The sequence below is a fragment of the Solibacillus sp. iso_87 genome (assembly GCF_056173085.1).
Genome location: NZ_CM149656.1, coordinates 1,118,695 through 1,135,237, shown reverse-complemented (window position 1 = coordinate 1,135,237; position 16,543 = coordinate 1,118,695). Strand labels below are relative to the sequence as shown.

At 39.2% G+C, this 16,543-nt stretch carries 18 protein-coding genes; all 18 read right to left on the bottom strand.

Annotation, left to right across the window (positions count from 1 at the left end):
- Positions 1-102: 102 nt before the first annotated feature.
- Complete coding sequence (gene frr / locus AC0VXV_RS05550; RefSeq protein WP_475530669.1) at positions 103-660, bottom strand: ribosome recycling factor; 558 nt, start codon at positions 658-660, stop codon at positions 103-105.
- On the bottom strand, positions 660-1,385 hold the full coding sequence (gene pyrH, locus AC0VXV_RS05545; protein WP_079525266.1) for a UMP kinase: 726 nt from the start codon (positions 1,383-1,385) through the stop codon (positions 660-662). Before pyrH ends, frr begins: the two co-directional genes overlap by 1 nt.
- Positions 1,386-1,546: 161 nt before the next feature.
- Positions 1,547-2,431: a translation elongation factor Ts gene (tsf, locus tag AC0VXV_RS05540; protein ID WP_475530668.1), complete on the bottom strand. Its 885-nt coding sequence runs from the start codon at positions 2,429-2,431 to the stop codon at positions 1,547-1,549.
- A gap of 158 nt (positions 2,432-2,589) precedes the next feature.
- Entirely contained in the window at positions 2,590-3,312 is a 723-nt protein-coding gene (gene rpsB / locus AC0VXV_RS05535) for a 30S ribosomal protein S2 (protein ID WP_079525262.1), read from the bottom strand.
- A 159-nt stretch (positions 3,313-3,471) separates the two neighbouring features.
- The gene (locus AC0VXV_RS05530; protein ID WP_475530667.1) at positions 3,472-4,023 is read right to left on the bottom strand and encodes a hypothetical protein; all 552 of its coding nucleotides are present in this window, start codon (positions 4,021-4,023) and stop codon (positions 3,472-3,474) included.
- A gap of 12 nt (positions 4,024-4,035) precedes the next feature.
- Positions 4,036-4,347, bottom strand: a complete 312-nt coding sequence (locus tag AC0VXV_RS05525; protein WP_475530666.1) for an RNA polymerase subunit sigma — start codon at positions 4,345-4,347, stop codon at positions 4,036-4,038.
- Between the two features lie 12 nt (positions 4,348-4,359).
- Positions 4,360-5,130, bottom strand: a complete 771-nt coding sequence (locus tag AC0VXV_RS05520) for a FliA/WhiG family RNA polymerase sigma factor (protein ID WP_079525256.1) — start codon at positions 5,128-5,130, stop codon at positions 4,360-4,362.
- A gap of 143 nt (positions 5,131-5,273) precedes the next feature.
- The gene (locus AC0VXV_RS05515) at positions 5,274-5,642 is read right to left on the bottom strand and encodes a multidrug transporter (protein ID WP_475530665.1); all 369 of its coding nucleotides are present in this window, start codon (positions 5,640-5,642) and stop codon (positions 5,274-5,276) included.
- Complete coding sequence (locus tag AC0VXV_RS05510) at positions 5,642-6,145, bottom strand: chemotaxis protein CheD (RefSeq protein WP_475530664.1); 504 nt, start codon at positions 6,143-6,145, stop codon at positions 5,642-5,644. The genes AC0VXV_RS05515 and AC0VXV_RS05510 overlap by 1 nt, the downstream gene beginning before the upstream one ends.
- On the bottom strand, positions 6,142-6,780 hold the full coding sequence (locus tag AC0VXV_RS05505; protein WP_350477277.1) for a chemotaxis protein CheC: 639 nt from the start codon (positions 6,778-6,780) through the stop codon (positions 6,142-6,144). Before AC0VXV_RS05505 ends, AC0VXV_RS05510 begins: the two co-directional genes overlap by 4 nt.
- 64 nt (positions 6,781-6,844) lie before the next feature.
- A complete protein-coding gene (locus AC0VXV_RS05500; RefSeq protein WP_475530663.1) occupies positions 6,845-7,291 on the bottom strand; it encodes a chemotaxis protein CheW in 447 nt (148 codons plus the stop codon).
- A gap of 20 nt (positions 7,292-7,311) precedes the next feature.
- Positions 7,312-9,405, bottom strand: coding sequence for a chemotaxis protein CheW (locus AC0VXV_RS05495; RefSeq protein ID WP_475530662.1), 2,094 nt, complete (start codon positions 9,403-9,405; stop codon positions 7,312-7,314).
- A 17-nt stretch (positions 9,406-9,422) separates the two neighbouring features.
- Positions 9,423-10,562, bottom strand: a complete 1,140-nt coding sequence (locus tag AC0VXV_RS05490; RefSeq protein WP_475530661.1) for a protein-glutamate methylesterase/protein-glutamine glutaminase — start codon at positions 10,560-10,562, stop codon at positions 9,423-9,425.
- A complete protein-coding gene (locus tag AC0VXV_RS05485) occupies positions 10,563-11,441 on the bottom strand; it encodes a MinD/ParA family protein (RefSeq protein WP_475530660.1) in 879 nt (292 codons plus the stop codon).
- Complete coding sequence (gene flhF, locus AC0VXV_RS05480; protein WP_475530659.1) at positions 11,425-12,615, bottom strand: flagellar biosynthesis protein FlhF; 1,191 nt, start codon at positions 12,613-12,615, stop codon at positions 11,425-11,427. Before flhF ends, AC0VXV_RS05485 begins: the two co-directional genes overlap by 17 nt.
- Positions 12,612-14,645, bottom strand: a complete 2,034-nt coding sequence (gene flhA, locus AC0VXV_RS05475) for a flagellar biosynthesis protein FlhA (protein WP_475530658.1) — start codon at positions 14,643-14,645, stop codon at positions 12,612-12,614. Before flhA ends, flhF begins: the two co-directional genes overlap by 4 nt.
- A gap of 23 nt (positions 14,646-14,668) precedes the next feature.
- Complete coding sequence (gene flhB, locus AC0VXV_RS05470; RefSeq protein WP_475530657.1) at positions 14,669-15,763, bottom strand: flagellar biosynthesis protein FlhB; 1,095 nt, start codon at positions 15,761-15,763, stop codon at positions 14,669-14,671.
- A 1-nt stretch (position 15,764) separates the two neighbouring features.
- On the bottom strand, positions 15,765-16,541 hold the full coding sequence (gene fliR / locus AC0VXV_RS05465; protein WP_475530656.1) for a flagellar biosynthetic protein FliR: 777 nt from the start codon (positions 16,539-16,541) through the stop codon (positions 15,765-15,767).
- Between the last annotated feature and the right edge of the window lie 2 nt (positions 16,542-16,543).

Genomic DNA, 16,543 nt, shown 5'->3' with positions numbered 1-16,543 from the left:
AAAACGTCCTTATTAGCAGGACGTTTTAATCCATGTAAAGTTCATACATCGCCAGAAAAAGATTTCGCGCTAATGTGATCCACCAGCGCGAAGCAATTAAAATTAAACTGTTAAAATTTCTTTTTCTTTTTCTTTCACTAACTCTTCGATTTTAACGATTGAGTTGTCTGTTAGTTTTTGGATGTCATCGTTGAAGCCGCGTAGTTCGTCTTCTGTGATTTCACCGTTCTTTTCCAGTTTTTTCAGGTCATCGTTTGCATCACGGCGCACGTTACGTACAGCAACTTTTGCGTCTTCTGATTCTTTTTTCACCTGTTTCACTAATTCTTTACGACGCTCTTCAGTTAATGCCGGAACAGCTAAACGAATTACATTTCCGTCATTTGTCGGTGTGATGCCGATATCTGAACGCATAATTGCTTTTTCGATTTCGCCTAAGATTGATTTATCATAAGGCTGGATAACTAAAAGGCGTGCTTCCGGTACTGAAATACCTGCCATTTGGTTGATCGGCGTTGGAGAACCGTAGTAGTCCACCGTGATACGATCTAATAGTGAAGCATTTGCTACACCTGCACGAATTGAAGCTAATTCACGTGAGAAAGCATTAATTGATTTAGTCATTTTTTCTTTTGCTTGATTTAATACTTGTTGTGTCATTACGCATCTCTCCTAACAACTGTTCCAATTTTTTCGCCTAAAGCGGCACGTTTAATATTACCTGGTTCTGATAAGTTGAAAACGACAAGCTTAATATCATTATCCATACATAATGTCGAAGCTGTAGAATCCATTACTTGTAAACCTTGTTGAATAACGTCTAAATACGTAAGTGTGTCATACTTAACTGCTTCAGAATCTAATTTTGGATCTGCAGAATAAACGCCATCCACATTATTTTTCGCCATTAAAATTGCATCTGCATTAATTTCTGCGGCACGTAAAGCTGCTGTCGTATCTGTCGAGAAGTATGGGTTACCTGTTCCCGCAGCAAAAATTACGACACGTGCTTTTTCCAAATGACGAACTGCTTTACGTCGAATATATGGCTCTGCCACTTGTGTCATAACGATCGATGATTGAACACGTGTAGGAACACCCAGATTTTCCAGTGAGTCTTGTAATGCAAGTGCATTCATCACTGTTCCTAACATGCCCATATAATCTGCATTGGCACGTTCCATTCCCATTTCAGCGCCGATTTTCCCGCGCCAAATGTTGCCTCCGCCGACAACTAATGCGACCTCTACACCTAAGTCGATAACTTCTTTAATTTCTGCAGCGATCGATTTAATAACATCCGGTGAGAAACCGAAGCCTAATTCTCCAGCTAATGCTTCCCCGCTAAGTTTAATAACTACTCGTTTGTACTCTGACACACCCATAGTAGACCTCCGTTACTCATTTATTTAAAAGGAAATACGATTGTGTTTTTATGTATCGTACTTCGCTTCATTCAAAAATAGATTTCTTTAAAAATAGGGAACACGCAAATGGTGCTCCCTACTGTTTGCTTAAATTAATGTTAATTTAAGTTGTAATTTAATTAGTTACCTTTAACTTGGCTCATTACTTCTTCAGCGAAGTTATCTTCACGTTTCTCGATACCTTCACCAACAGCATAACGAGTGAAGCTTGTTACAGTAGCATTTAATGAGTTTACGAAGTCACGTACTTTTTGATCTGAGTTCTTAACGAAAGCTTGGTCTAATAAGCATACGTCTTCGAAGTATTTACCAAGACGGCCTTCTACCATTTTCGCTACGATGTTTTCTGGTTTACCTTCGTTTAACGCTTGCTCAGTTAATACTTTGCGCTCACGTTCAACTTCGTCAGCAGAAACTTCGTCACGAGAAATGTAAGTTGGGTTGATTGCAGCGATATGCATAGCGATATCTTTTGCAGCAGCAGCGTCAGTAGAACCTTCAAGAACTACCAATACACCAATACGTCCGCCCATGTGTAAGTAAGAACCGAATGCATCTGCATCAGTTTTTGTTTTGATTTCGAAACGACGTAATGAGATTTTTTCACCGATTGTAGCAGTAGCTGTAGAAATTTGGTCAGCGATTTTCACGCCGTCTTTTTCTAATTCTAAAGCAGCTTCTACTGATTCTGGTTTAGCAGATAATAATTGCTCAGCTAAAGAAGAAACTAAAAATTGGAACTTGTCGTTTTTCGCAACGAAGTCTGTTTCAGCGTTTACTTCTAAAAGAATCGCTTCATTACCGTTTTCTAAAATGTAAGTTGTACCTTCAGCAGCGATACGGTCAGCTTTTTTGCCAGCAGCAGCTAAACCTTTTTCACGTAGGAAATCGATTGCAGCATCGATGTCACCTTCTGTTGATACTAATGCTTTTTTACAGTCCATCATACCTGCGCCTGTTTTTTCGCGTAATTCTTTTACTAATTGTGCAGTAATGTTTGCCATGTTGAGTTTCCTCCTAAATATAATGAAAAATTTATTTACACTATTTCATACTTTAAGCGATAAATCGCTATTTTTCAACGATTCATACATCTTCAAATTCATTTCTCAAAAAAAGGTGATAAGGGGTTCATCCACTTATCACCTTTTCTAACAGTGAATTACTCAGCTGTAGCTTCTTCTACTGCAGGAGCTTCTTCTTCACCTTGTTTAGCTTCTAATAAAGCGTCAGCCATTTTAGCAGTTAATAATTTAACCGCGCGGATAGCATCGTCGTTTGCAGGGATTACGTAATCAATTTCATCTGGATCACAGTTAGTGTCTACGATACCAACTAGAGGGATGTTTAATTTGATTGCTTCTGCAACTGCGATACGCTCTTTACGAGGGTCTACAACGAACATTACGTCCGGAATAGCTTTCATATCACGGATACCGCCTAAGAATTTAACTAAGCGCTCGTGCTCTTTTTTAAGTTGGATTACTTCTTTTTTAGGAAGTACAGCGAAAGTGCCATCTTCTTCCATTTTTTCGATATCTTTCATACGTTGTACACGTTTTTGAATAGTACCGAAGTTTGTTAAAGTACCACCTAACCAACGTTGGTTGATGTAGTAGTTACCAGAACGTTCAGCTTCTTCTTTGATCGCTTCTTGTGCTTGTTTTTTCGTACCTACGAATAAAACTTTACCACCGTCTTGACCAACTTGACGCATAAAATCGTATGCTTCTTCTAATTTTTTAACCGTTTTTTGTAAATCGATAATGTAGATACCGTTACGCTCTACGAAGATATATTTCTTCATTTTTGGGTTCCAACGGCGAGTTTGGTGACCGAAATGTACACCAGCTTCTAGTAATTGTTTCATTGAAATTACTGACATGAGTGTTTCCTCCTAATATGTTTGGTTTTTTTCCTCCGTATTTTTCATCTGCAACAAGCTACCCGTAGACTTACGAGCACCACTTACTACATCAAAATACGTGTGTATTGTTAACACCGTTTGTAAATATATCATAATAGACTTTCAAGTGCAACTACTTTACGCGTGAAACTTTACGAGGAGTTCTATTTCTGTTTTCCCGCGTTCCATCATTTTTGCAATTTCTTCAATTGTTTTTCCATTGCGATAATGATGGATTACTTGCTGCTCAAACGTCATATTTTGCTCCTGGACGTCACTGTCATCAGAAAGTGGTTCTGCTTTTACTAATGCTGCATCGTTTTTTTCTTCGACATGCTGCTGTGTTTTTTGCTTTTGATAGGCACTTGCTGCTTGCTTGGCCGGAACGAATTTGCGCGGTTCCATTTCCTGTTCTTTTACCGGCTGTTCTTTTAAAGGCAGCGAAGGCTCTTCTTTACGGGATGTTGCGGTCTTTTGAGCAACATTCGTTTTTTTCAATTCGTTGATTAACCGGTCATTCTCTTCTTTCATCTCCATTAAATATACGCTAATCGCATTGTCCATTTCATTAATCAGTTCATTTTGGCGCTTTTCTAAATTCTGAAACTTAGAAAGCTTACTATATAAAAGAACAATTACAAAAATCGTAATCATCTGGATAAGAAATAAGGTAATTATAACTGCGATCATAGATGACTGCTCCTAGCCACTAAAATCAAAAAGATTCCCTTTAAACGGATGCTGCACTTTTTGATCTAGCTGTTCCTTATTTTTCTTGTTTTCCTGCATTGGCTCTTGCCCGTTCTGGGAAGTCTTTTCCTGTTCCTCATCTTTGACTGCGTTCAGATGCTCTGTTTCATTGACAGATAATTGTTTGCGTTCCAATTCCCTGTTCAATGCCTCGTTTGCATGCATTTGCTGCAGGATTGTATTCTGTTGACGCTGATCCACCATTTTCCCTGCCTCAAATGTTTTTGGAATCGCAATCTGCAATTCCAGGCCCTTTAAGCTCATAACGCCGCCTCCTTACGTATTAATCATTTCCGAAGACAATAATTTACGTAATTTAAACAATGCTTTTGAGTGGATTTGCGAAATTCTTGATGTCGACAGTTCCAGTATTTCACCGATTTCGGTTAATGTTAATTCTTCCGAGTAGAATAAACTAATGACAAGCTGTTCTTTTTCATTCAGCTTTTTAATATTTTCAGCCAAATCGCCTAGTAGCTCTACATGAACGGTTTGCTGCTCGGGTGTTTTTGTATTGTCATCACGGATAACAAAGGACTTGCCTTCCGATTCTTCCTGGTCCAGCTGCTCATTGATCGAAAGCACATTCGAGAAAAAATGTTCTTGGAATGTTTGGTATACTTCCTCGACCGGCAAATTCATATGTGCTGCAACTTCTTCCGGTGTCGCATGGCGCATCAGCTTTTGCTCAAGTGATTCGATTTGCGATTCAAGCTTTTTTGCTTTTTCACGCGCTGATCTCGGGAGCCAGTCCTCTTTACGTAAACCATCGAGAATAGCGCCACGTACACGGAATGAGGCATACGTATCAAACTTTAAATCTCGATTTATATCAAATTTATTTAACGCATCAAACAGCCCCATCATCCCAAGACTCATCAGGTCGTCTCTGGAAATGTTTTTCGGAAGCCCTACAGCAATACGCTGTACATGATACGATACGAGTGGTTTAAACTTTTTTATTAATAAATCGCCTGCTTCGGGATCACGGTTCTTTGTCCAACGAACCCATAATGATTGTTCGTCTCTATGCCTTTGTTCTGTCAAACATACCCACCCCTTTATTTGAAAAGTAACATTATTTATGTTTATTATACCAAAAAGCCTTTTAATATACATTTAATCCAGCATTTCGACACAGTATTTCCTTATATTCTGCTAAATAAAAAAGAGCCGGATGTACGACTCTTTTACCGTGTAAGGGATTCATCGCTTTGAAGCATCGAACGAACGACTTGTGCAATTTCCTCCGTATTCTCTTCTTCAACTTCCATTGTTGTATGATCGCCTTGCGGAACAGTCTGGGTTTTCTCCGTCTCTTTCGCAACTACAGGAAGTTCTTCTTCGGTTTGTGACAAAACAGGTGCTTCCGGTGTATAAAATACATATCCAAGGAAGTAACGAATAAGAAACATTAAACCAAACGCAATGACAGCAACGACCAAAGCTGCGCCAATCGTCGGCAGCGGCATCGCATATGGATTTTGAATTGCAGCGATAAAATAAACAGCGAATGAAAGTAGTGCTGCCCAAAAATTATAAAAAATTGAACCAAACATTAAATTTCACTCACTCCTTTATTGACGGTACGAACTTGAAGCATGCATGTTTCAGGGTTAAACTCGATAGTCCGACCGCTGTTGCCGCCCGTATCTTCAGCGATAAGCGGTATACCCAGTTCTTTTAACTGTGCTTTTACAGCTTCCACATTTCTGGGCCCAATTCTCATTGAATCTTTATCTGCTGTAAATTGAAACATTTGTGCACCGCCCGCAATTTTCGCCTTCAACTTAAAGCGTTGCGCGCCTTCTTGTTTTAAAAGTTCGACTAAAGCGGCAATTCCCGTATCGGCAAATTTTGCGACATTCATTGTTGCCGTTCGATTTAAACTGGAATCCGGCAGCATAACATGGACCATACCGGCAACTTTTTTGGAATCATCGTAAATGACTGCACCTACACAAGAACCCAATCCCGATGTACGAATCGTTTTAGGAACTTTCACGAGATCCATTTGAGCAATGCCTACTTTAATCACTTCGTTTGAATGGGTAACTATCATGTCGTGGGCACTCCTAATGCTTTAAAAATCGCTTCAAATGAATCAGGTTCAGGTAACAGGAAGAACTGTCCTTTTACCGCTTCATCATCAGACATGACTTCTTCATATATAGATGTGTTAATGACGATGACCGTATCACTCACTTGTGATAGTTCAATAAGTCCGATACTAATAATTGCGCCAAACATATCGACACTTAATCCAGGTACCGTCGGATAAATTTTAAGACCTGTAAAATCTGATAAAGCGGATAAATAAGAGCCGGATAAAATATTGCCCATTTCCTGCATTGCCGATAAGCCAATTTCCGAATATGGCGGTGTGTGAAAATCAAAAGATTCGTCATGAATGAGACTACGAATAAATCGGTTTGCCTGTTCAATCGGCAAAATGAAAAACATGCTTCCTTGTGCATCCCCTTCAATACGAAGATAAATGCCGACGACAGCATTTTCCGAACCGCCAGCAAGCTCCATCATTTCATTAAACGAGGCCATTTTCACGTCGGGTACACGCATATCGATCTTTTTTCCCAATAAATTCGATAATGCGGTAGCCGCATGTGCAGCACCAATATTTCCGATTTCCTTTAAAACATCTAAATGCAGCAACGTAATTTTTTCACTAAAGTTCATCTTCAATCCCTACTTTAATAGATTCCAGGCAAGCGAGGCTCACCCGGAAAATTATTCATTGAAATTAATCGATCGGATTTAATACTTTATCTAAGTGAAGTAAAATTAATAAACGATTATCCAATTTTGCGACACCTGCAATAAAATCTTCTTCTAATGAGCCGACCACTTCAGGCTGCTGTTCAATGGAAGATGCATCAATGTCCAAAACATCATTTGCTGAATCGACAATAAAACCGACTTCCATTGTTTCCAATGTAATAATAATAATTCGAGTTGTTTCTTCGTTACCAGAAACCGGCAAGTCAAAACGTTCACGTAAATCGATGACAGGTGTTACAACACCCCTAAGATTAATGACACCTTTTACATACCGTTCTGTTTTCGGTACACGAGTAATATGCATTAATTTTTCGATTCCCTTTACGTGCGAAACAGGGATGGCATATTCTTTATCTGCTAATTGAAAGACAATTACTTTCAAGTTTTTTTGCTCTGTTGCATTCGTCATACTTTACACCTCTTATCCTTTTACTTCATCAGTGCGTTACAGTCTACAATTAACGCCACTTTTCCGTTTCCTAATATCGTTGCACCTGAAATCGCAAAAATATTCGTTAAGTAGTTACCTAATGATTTCAACACAATTTCCTGCTGACCGATAAATGAATCGACCACTAAACCAGCTAATTTATCGCCTTTGCGGACGATTACGACTGAATGGAAGCCATCATCTTTTTGTTCGGCACGCGGTACTTCAAAAATTTCTTCCAGGAATACAAGCGGTACAACTTTACCACGGAAATCGATTACTTTTTGATTATGTGCGTTTAATATGTCTGACTGACGGATAATCGATGTTTCAATAATAGATGATAACGGAATTGCATAAATTTCTTTTTCAATTTCTACGAGCATGACTGAAATAATTGACAGTGTCAGCGGTAATTGAATTGAGAAGATCGAGCCGACATTTTGAGTTGATTCAATCGAAATGTTGCCGCCTAATGATTCAATCGTTGTTTTAACAACATCTAAACCTACACCACGGCCCGAAACATCCGAAATGACGTCGGCGGTTGAGAAACCGGATGCCATAATTAACTCGTTGATCTGCTTGTCTGTCATTGTTAATGATTGTTCATGCGTAACAATTCCTTTAGACAGCGCTTTTGCCAATACTTTATCGCGGTTAATCCCTGCTCCATCATCTTCAATCTCGATGAATACATAGTTCCCGCTATGATAAGCACGAAGTTCCACCGTTCCTTCTTCAGGTTTGCCTTTTGCACGGCGTACTTCCGGACTTTCGATTCCATGATCGACCGAGTTACGGATCAGGTGAACTAACGGATCTCCAATTTCATCAATTACTGTACGGTCAAGTTCTGTTTCTGCACCAACAATATTAAGCTCGATTTTTTTGTTTAAATCACGCGACAATTGTCGTACCATTTTCGGGAAACGGTTAAATACTGTATCTACAGGAACCATGCGCATTGTTAAGACGATATTTTGCAGATCCCCCATTGTACGGCTCATACGTTCTACTGTCTCGTTTAGTTCACCGTGATTTACATCACCTGCGATCGATAAAAGACGACCGCGATCAATTGCAAGCTCTTCAAACAAGTTCATCAATATATCTAGACGTTCAATATTTACGCGAATCGTCTTACTTGATGCATGCCCAGATTTACTAGTATTGTTTTTGGCTGCTGTTTTTGGCTGTTCCTCAGATACGATAGTTATCGCTTCCTGTACTCCAAGCTGTGGCTGTACTTCTTCTGCAGGTACTTCGATTGCCGTAGTTTTTGTAACAAATACATTTCGATCTATTTTATTGACTACTACACGATCAACTTCTGATACTTTCATCAGCATTTTTTGCAAATCTTCAGCTGACTCTTTCGAAATAAAGGCAACGTGGAATTCACTATCAAACTGTTCCTCTTCCAATTTATCCACTGTCGGTGAAGATTTAATGACATCCCCGTTTTTCTCTAGTATTTCGAAGACCATGAATACACGAGCTGCTTTTAATAAACAGTCTTCACGTAAAGCTACTGTAATTTCGTATGCATTGAATTCTTGTTCTGATGATTGCAGAATGACCGTTTTTTCAAAATCATCATAGGATAATTTTAATTCCAATGCTTCAGCTGGCTGTTCAAGCTCATTGGCTACCATTGTAGCAGCAATTTCCTGACCAGGAATTGGCTCTTCCGAAGCAGCAGTTGCCGGTTCACCTGCTTCAATGCGCTTTAGCTTTTCCACTGTTGCTTGCACATTGCGTTTACCGTCACCACCATCTGCAATGTTGTATACCATTTCTTCTAAATGATCCACAGATTCGAAAACGACATCCAAAATTTCTGCGTTCACTTTAATTTTACTGTTGCGGATCGCATCTAAAATATTTTCCATTTTATGTGTTAAGTCGGCTAAATCTTCAAAGCCCATTGTTGCTGCCATACCTTTTAAAGTATGTGCCGAACGGAAAATCTCTCCGACAATCGTTAAATCTTCCGGATTTTTTTCCAATTCCAATAAGTGTTCACTGCATGCTTGTAAATGCTCTTTACTTTCTTCAATAAACATTTCCAAATATTGATTTAATTCCATTTAGAGGGCACCCCTTTTTAAGGCATATATTTCATAATTGTTTGGGCAATATCATCAACATCCGCCACTTCATCTACAAGCTGCGTTTCCACAGCAGCTTTTGGCATTCCATATACGATACATGTTTCTGCTGACTCGGCAATAGCCGTGACATTCCCTGTTTTTTTGAGCGAGACTAGTCCTTTTGATCCGTCATAGCCCATTCCCGTCATAATAACGGCAATTTTATCGAACTCCGAATATTGGCTGACATTTTCAAACATGACGTCTACAGACGGGCGATGGCCTGATCTTGGCGGTTCCTGATTGTCGAGTACGACAGCAAGTGATGATCCGACTTTCCTTAATTTAAGATGGTATCCACCCGGTGCAATATAGGCTGTTCCCTTTTGTAACAGGTCGCCTTGTTCTGCTTCTTTCACATGAATTTCACTCAACTGATCAAGTCTTGCTGCCAACGATTTTGTAAAACCGGCAGGCATATGTTGTACGATTAAAATCGGTGCACCCACATTTGCGGGAATTTTCGTAATGACTTCCTGTAAGGCCCTAGGACCACCAGTTGAAGTCCCGATTAAAATAATTTTTTTCGAAGTTTTGCTCCACTCCGTCTTTTTTATCGATACATCGATGTTGTCGGTTGGCTTTATCAAACTTTTTAGTTTAGATTCTTCCTTATTAAAAGGATGACGGATCGCTTGACTTGCGACTGCCGATTTACGGAAAGGTTTTTTCAATTTTGAAACCGTAACTTTAGATGCCTCTTCCACTTTTCGTACAATTTCATCCTTAATTTTATGTAAATCCAATGAAATGGAACCGCTTGGTTTCGCAACAAAATCGACTGCTCCGTATTCCATTGCCATTAATGTATTTTCTGCTCCGCGCTTTGTCGTACTTGAGAGCATAATGACAGGCAATGGATACATTTGCATAATTTCTTTTAACGCTTCCATCCCATTCATTTCCGGCATTTCCACATCCATTGTCACGACATCGGGTTTAAGCTGCTCGATCTTTTTAATGGCGTCTTTCCCATTACGTGCAGCCCCGATGACTTCAATTTGCCGATGATCCGAAAAAAAATCGCTTATTAGCTTCCGCATAAAGGCGGAATCATCAACAACTAGCAGTTTGGTTTTCTGTAAGTTGCTCATTTACTCACGCCCTCTCGAAAAGATGCTTTTTAATTTTGATATAAATTTCATAGACTCGTTTTTTGCATGCACTTCCTTCATTACTGCCTGCGTTGTTAAAAATTGCTCAACAATTTTCCCCATCGTTTTTGTAATTGGGGCTTCAGGATACAGCACTGTAAATAAGGCTTGCTGACGTACTGATTGACGCACAACAGGATCTTCCGGCAATGAGCCTAAAATCGATACTTCCTTCTCTAAAAAATGCTGCATCACCGTTTTTAAACGCTGTGTCGTATCTTGCCCTTCCTCAACTGTAAATGCACGATTGCCTAACAGATAAAATTTCTTCATCGGATCTTTTAGATGGATAAATTTCATCATAGAATAAGCATCCATAATGGACGTCGGTTCAGCTGTAGAAATAACGATAATTTCTTCAATGGATGTTAATAGATCGAGCGACCACTCAACAACACCTGCTCCCATATCAAATAAGACAAAATCATAATTTTTCTGCAATGTTTCAAAAGCCGTGATTAGACGGGCAAAAACATCAGGAGACCATTCCATTAACGACGACATACCTGAACCGCCGGAAATATAGCTTACCCCCTCGTTCGTTTCGCACAAAACATCTTCAAGTGCTACTTGACCATCGAGGTAATCTTTTAAACTGTATTTTACGGAGCTTCCTATGAGAATGTGTACATTGCCCATGCCAATATCCATATCTAAAATGACTACCTTTTTCCCCTTTTTTGATAAAAGGGTAGCGAAGTTTGTCGTAAAATTACTTTTTCCTACTCCGCCTTTTCCACTAACAACTGCAATTGATCGCCCAGGCTTATGTTCACTTTCCAGCATTTTCTGGCGCAGTTTTTCAGCTTGATCTTTCATCCGAATTCTCCTTGAAGAAAAGTTCTAGTAAATTATCACTATTTGGTTGTTCAATATCTTCCGGTACTTCTTGACCATTTGTATAATAAGCTAGTCCTTTATTATATTTAATCATTAAATTAAACATAGTGCCAATAGAATTTGTTTCATCAAGCTTCGTAAAGATAAATTTTTCGATGTGCAAGTTCGTAAATTGTTCAATAATTGCTTCTAAGTCTTTTTGCTTAGACGTTAAAGATAAAACTAAGTAAGATTCTACTTGTTCGCTAAATTGTAGTAATGATTTTAAATCATCTACATATTTCGCTTCTTTATAGTTTCTTCCGGCCGTATCAATAAAAATTAAATCCAAATGATTAAACTTTTTAATCGCCTCAGCATAATCTGTTGCATTATAAACAACTTCAACAGGTGCCTGCAGTAATGCAGCATACGTTTTCAATTGTTCGATTGCTGCGATACGATACGTGTCTGTCGTAATAAAGCCGATTTTCTTTTTCTTTTCAAGGACAGCGCGTGCTGCCATTTTCGCAATCGTTGTCGTTTTTCCAACACCTGTTGGACCTAACACATTAATGTATTTTTTCTTATACGAAATTCCGCTGATCGGCAAGTCATACAATTCTTTTCTTAAATAGTCTTTGGCAACTTCCTGCATCTCGTTCCATGTGATTTGCTTGCCATGCTCGTTATAATACATAAAAAGCTCATCACTGATTCTTGTGATAAGCTCCTCTCCAAGTTCCTGCTCACGTAGAAAGTCGATAAATGGTAAGAGTTCATCAGGATATTGAGATTGTACCGACATACGTTGCATCGATTGCATCATCGATTTTAAATCGGCAATTTCTTTGATCAAGTTTTCAGGCAAGCCGGCAGAATCGCCTTGCGGAACTTTTTTATGCTGTTCCACAGACGAAGCTGCTTCGCGGATCCCTTCCTCTTTCAATTGCGGCGCAAATGTCGGAATGTCTTCTAAAGACGGCAATGAAGGTTTCTTTTCAAACTGGTCATATCCTGCCACGACTTCATAGCTTTTATTTTTCACTAATCCGAAAAATTTTTTCGTCACGACGACTTTCGAATTCAGAATAACTGCATCTTCCCCTAAATCGGCGCGAATTTGTTTCATTGCCTCAGCAATGGAAGGTGCATTGTATTTTTTCATCTTCATTCAACATTCACCACCCCTACACTTTGAATTTCAACGGCTGCATCCAATTCGTTATATGAAAGAATCGGTACTTGCGGGAAATAACGTTCTGTTAATTGTCTTATATACAGTCGCACAGCTGGCGAACATAAAATAATTGGCGACTGTTCCGTATAGGAAACACGCTCCACTTCTTTTGCAATAGCTTCCAATACGAATTGCGACTGCTGCGGATCCATTGCTAAATAGTTTCCGTGGTCTGTTTGCTGAATGCTGTCAGCTACGAGTTTTTCCACTTTTGCAGATACTGTGATAACTTTCAATGCTTGTTGGCCGTTAATAAATTGAGATGTAATTTGTCTAGCCAATGCCTGTCTCACATACTCTGTTAAAATATCGGGATCACTAGTAAGCTTTGCGTAATCTGCCAATGTTTCGAAAATGATCGGCAAATTTCGAATAGAAACATTTTCACGCAATAGTTTTGCCAATACTTTTTGTACTTCCCCTATTGATAATGGGGTCGGAATTAAATCGTCCACTAAAATCGCATGGGTTTCGCGTAAATGATCGATCAGTTGCTTCGTCTCTTGACGGCCAAGCAGATCGTGCGCATTTACCCGAATAATTTCGGTTAAATGTGTCGAAACAACACTTGGCGGATCGACAACTGTATAGCCGAACATTTCAGCATCTTCTTTTACTGCTTCTGTAATCCATTTAGCAGGCAATCCAAATGATGGCTCGATTGTATCAATACCATCGATCGAATTATCATCCCCTGGACTCATTGCCAAATAATGATCCAGCAATAATTCACCTCTTGCCATTTCATTTCCCTTTATTTTAATCCGGTACTCATTTGGCTGCAGCTGGATATTGTCACGGATACGGACAATTGGTATAACAATCCCTAGCTCCAATGCAAGCTGACGACGGATCATAACTACTCGGTCCAGTAAATCCCCGCCTTGCGCGGCATCCACTAACGGAATTAATCCGTAGCCAAATTCGAACTCTATCGGATCGACATTTAATAAATTAATAACATTTTCCGGACTTTTCATCGTATCCGAAGCAACTTCCTCTTCGAGTTCCATAATCTCTTCCGGTGTTTCTTCCTTTTTACGATCCATTAAGAATGCGCCAGCCGCTAATGCGATTGCAATCGGAATTGTAATCCAGTCCGGTATCGGTGTGAATAACCCGAGCAGGAGGATTGTACCTGCAGCTACATACAGAAGCTTGGATTGTGCAAATAACTGAGCTGTAATATCTGAACCAAGATTTCCTTTTGAAGCGGCACGTGTTACAACAATCCCTGTTGCAGTGGAAATTAATAATGCCGGAATTTGCGATACAAGTCCGTCACCGACTGTCAGCATCGAATATTTCGATGCAGCTTCACTAAAGCTCAGCTCCATCTGTAGCATACCGATGATCATACCGAAGAGTAAGTTAATACCAACCATAATGATTGAGGCGATCGCATCCCCCTTAACGAATTTCGTCGCACCATCCATCGCTCCGTAAAAGTCCGCTTCTCCGGATACCTTTTCACGGCGTTCGCGCGCTTCCTTTTCCGAAATCATTCCGGCGTTTAAATCTGCATCAATACTCATTTGCTTACCAGGCATCGCATCCAAAGTAAAACGCGCAGCAACTTCCGCAACACGTTCCGAACCTTTAGTAATAACGATGAACTGGATAATAACTAGTAATAAGAAAATAACTAAACCTACTAAAATATTACCGCCTGTTACGAAATTACCAAATGTCTCTACTACTTTACCTGCGTCACCTTCCGCTAAAATAGCACGCGTCGTAGATACAGACAATGCCAGACGGAACAGCGTTAATAATAGAATGACAGTCGGGAAAATCGAGAAATCGAGCGCTTCCTTCATATTCATCGAAGTTAATAAAACGAGAAGAGCAAATGTAATATTAATAATAATTAAAAAACTGAGTAGCCAATGTGGAAGAGGGATAATGAGCATCGCTACAACCATAATAACTGCAGCTAAAACCCCTATGTCGCGTATTTGCATTGTTGTCCCTCCTGAAATCTATGTCAAATTTTGCGTTTGATCCGGTATACATATGCAAGAACTTCGGCAACTGCTTTGAAAAACTCTTCCGGTACAGCCTGTCCGATTTCAACCTGGTCATACATCGCACGGGCAAGCGGACGATTTTCCACCATAATGACATCATGTTCTTTTGCAATAAGTTTAATTTTCTGTGCAACAAAATCGGTTCCTTTTGCTACAACTTTCGGCTCATCCATCATATCTTCATCGTATTTTAATGCTATGGCAAAATGGGTCGGGTTTGTAATGACAACATCTGCAGCCGGTACATCCTGCATCATTCTGCGCATTGCCATTTCCCGTTGACGCTGTTTAATTTTCGACTTGATCAGCGGGTCCCCTTCTGCATTTTTATGCTCATCTTTAACATCCTGTTTTGACATCTTCAATTGCTTTTCATATTCATACCGTTCATAAATATAGTCAAACAATGCAATGAATACGAGCATAATTGAAGCGGCAATTCCCATGATTGTCGACAAGTATGCTACTGTGGCCAAAATTTGTGCCGGACTATGTAAAGCAAGCGATAATACATCTTCCAAATAGATAATAATGACAACGGTTGTTACGGTCCCGATTAGCGTTACTTTCAATAATGATTTAATTAAATTGACGATCGCTCGTACAGAAATAATCTTTTTGATCCCTTTAATAGGGTCCATTTTTTTTAAATCTATTTTTAATGTCTCTGTTGTAAAAAGTAAGCCAAACTGAAAAAAGTTAGCTCCAATACCTGCAATGATGGCAATGACCATAATCGGCAGAACGATAATTGCCATTTCTTTAATGGATTCAACATACATATCCATTACGGTTTCAGCGTTCAGCGTTTCAATTAACATATTGCGGTTAAGTGCTTGTAGTAAAAAATCTTTCATACCTTCGTACATGAATGGTGCAAAGAAAAGTAAAAAGAAAAATGACAATAGCAGTAGTACGGCGGCTGTGACATCCTGACTTTTTAATACTTGTCCTTTTTTTCGTGAATCCTGCCGCTTTTTCGGTGTTGCTTTTTCCGTTTTTTCACCTGCAAAAAACTGAAGGTCAACGTTGATCAATAGCTTTTTGTCCATGTTAGCCACCACCTAAAATAACCATTAAGTCACGTAAAGAAATAATCATAAATTCAATTAGCTCCTTCATAACTCCTATTAATACACCCATTGTCACCATCAATACTAGAAACCCTACTGCAATTTTAATCGGGAATCCGATTACAAATATATTCATTTGCGGTACAGTTTTCCCTGTAATTCCTAACGCTAACGTTACTAAAAATAATGTTGCAACTATTGGAGCTGACATTTGAAATGCTATGGCAAATACAGATACAAATATTTTTATAATAAACAGTGCGGTCCCTTCTTCACCGAAATTCGGGAAAAACTGATCCATCGGCATAAACTGATAACTATAAAAAATACCATCTAAAATAAGATGATGACCATTTATTGAAAGCAATACTAAAAGCATTAAAAAATTTAAAAACTGCCCCATTAACGGAGACTGGGCACCGGTTTGCGGATCGATAATATTCGCCATTGCAAACCCCATCTGGAAATCGATAAATCCGCCCGCTATTTGGACAGCGGAAACGATAATCATCGCGGCCAATCCCAGCATAAGCCCGATAATTGCCTCCTTTAAAACGAGCAGCAAATAGAAAGCATTAATTTCAAACGGCTCAATATTAAACGTATAATACATCATCCACGCTAAAGCGACAGCCAAAATAATGCGCACTTGCGGTGGTATTGTACGATAAGAAAATAAAGGGATGGAGACGAAAAATGCAGAAACACGTACTAAAATTAATAGCAATATTGATAAATTCGGTAGTAATTCCGTCATTT